General features: G+C 63.1%; 1 pseudogene. It reads right to left on the bottom strand.

Going from position 1 to position 1,603, the window contains the following annotated elements:
- A pseudogene (locus ACODS3_RS26475) lies at positions 1-1,558 on the bottom strand (sugar-binding protein); the annotation flags it as partial.
- Positions 1,559-1,603: the final 45 nt, after the last annotated feature.

Raw genomic sequence — 1,603 nt, 5'->3', positions numbered from 1 at the left:
TGCGCACGGTATCGAAGCTGGTGCTCAGGCTGATGATGGTGTGCTGCACGGTTTCCCCGGCGCGGGCATTACGGGTTCTCTGGTAGGTGTAGTCGGTGATCGTCGAGAGGCCATTGAGGGTCTGGGTGTCCTGCAACTTGCGCCCGTGCTGATAACGATCGGTGGGTTGGTGGATGTAGGTGAACGCGGTGTGTTGCAGTTCGGTTTCATCCAGGCCGTTCACTTGCAGCAGACGCTCATCGGTCACGGCCAGCCAGCCGGGCGTTGCGCCGCCACCCACGCCGGTTTGCAGCGCGTAGCGATACGCAGTGCGCAATACCGGGGCCTCGCCGGGCGCGCCGGGGACCGGCGTGACGGTGGTGTCCTGCACGGTCCTTACAAAACCTTGCGGGTCGGGCGGGCAGCCATCGCCACCGGCGGCCGGGTAATAGCGCCGGGTTTCCAGGGTGCCGTCGGGGTTTTCCTGGGTCAGCAGGTTGCCGAAGGTGTCGAAGGTGGTGCGGGTGGTTTCTTCATGGGTCTGGCTGGAAGCGCTGGGGTGATACCAGATCTTCAGCACTTCACGGGGCAACTGGCACTGGGCCGGTTGCTGGTCGAAGGGCAAGCCCGGCGTGCTGTGATATGTGGTGCGGGTGCTGAGCACATTGTCGCTTTGGGTGACGGTTTCTTCGGTCAGCAGGTGGAAGTTGTTGAAGGCCCGCACCGTGGTGCGCAAGGCCTTGCCATCGAACCAAAGCATTTCCGTACTGTTGTAGGTGTAGCTCTGATTGGCCTTGTAGAGATTGTCCAGACCATCGTCGTCCCAGATCAGCCCGCTGGCGTTGAAGCCCAGAAAGTTGGTGTTGGAATATTGATAACGCACCTCGACCGGCGGCTGGCCGAAGCCGGGGCGCTGCTCATGCCGTGACACGCGGGGCAGCGAGGGGTAGCGGTTCTGCGGAAACTCATGGCCCTGAGCATCGTAGGTGATGAGTTCATGGCCACCCAGCGGGTTGTGTACCTGCGCCATGCACAGGTATTCATGGATCGGTTCGTACTGGAAGCGCCAGGCGGCCTGATTGTCGGTCGGCAGCACGATGCGGGTGACTTCGCCGTTGTTGAGCATCAGGCTGAAACGGACCAGGGGGTCGCCGCCGCTGCCTTGACCGGGGTGCAAGTCGACATTGATCTGCGCGGAGTTGGGGCGGGTAATCTCGAGCAGCAGGCCATAGTCGTCGCTGACGCTGCGCAGCACGGTTTCGTCGGCAAAGGTCTCGTAGGCCAGGCTGACCCGATGGCCTTCGGCGGAGTGGATTTCACTGACCCAGGCCTGGGTGTCGCCGCCGCGCAGGGTGAGGATTTCCACCAGGCCGGACTTGTGGGCCACCCGATAGCGGCCGGTGGCCTCGACGGAAAAATGAAAGCTGTCGATCTTGCGTTCAGGGACAGTGGGCTGGCTGGCCGAGCCTTCGATGCGGAAGGTTTCCCCGGTGGACAGCGAGAGGATGCGCGATACGGTATCGAAGTGCGACAGGCGCACGCTCCAGCCCTTGCCGAAGCCGGTGTTGCGGGGGCTCATGGGGCTGAAGCCGAGGCTGAGGGGCACCGTGGGTCCGCACAGGTG

Source organism: Pseudomonas sp. FG43 (assembly GCF_057809175.1).
Note: the sequence above shows the minus strand (reverse complement) of the source record. Positions and strands in the feature narration are given on the sequence as shown.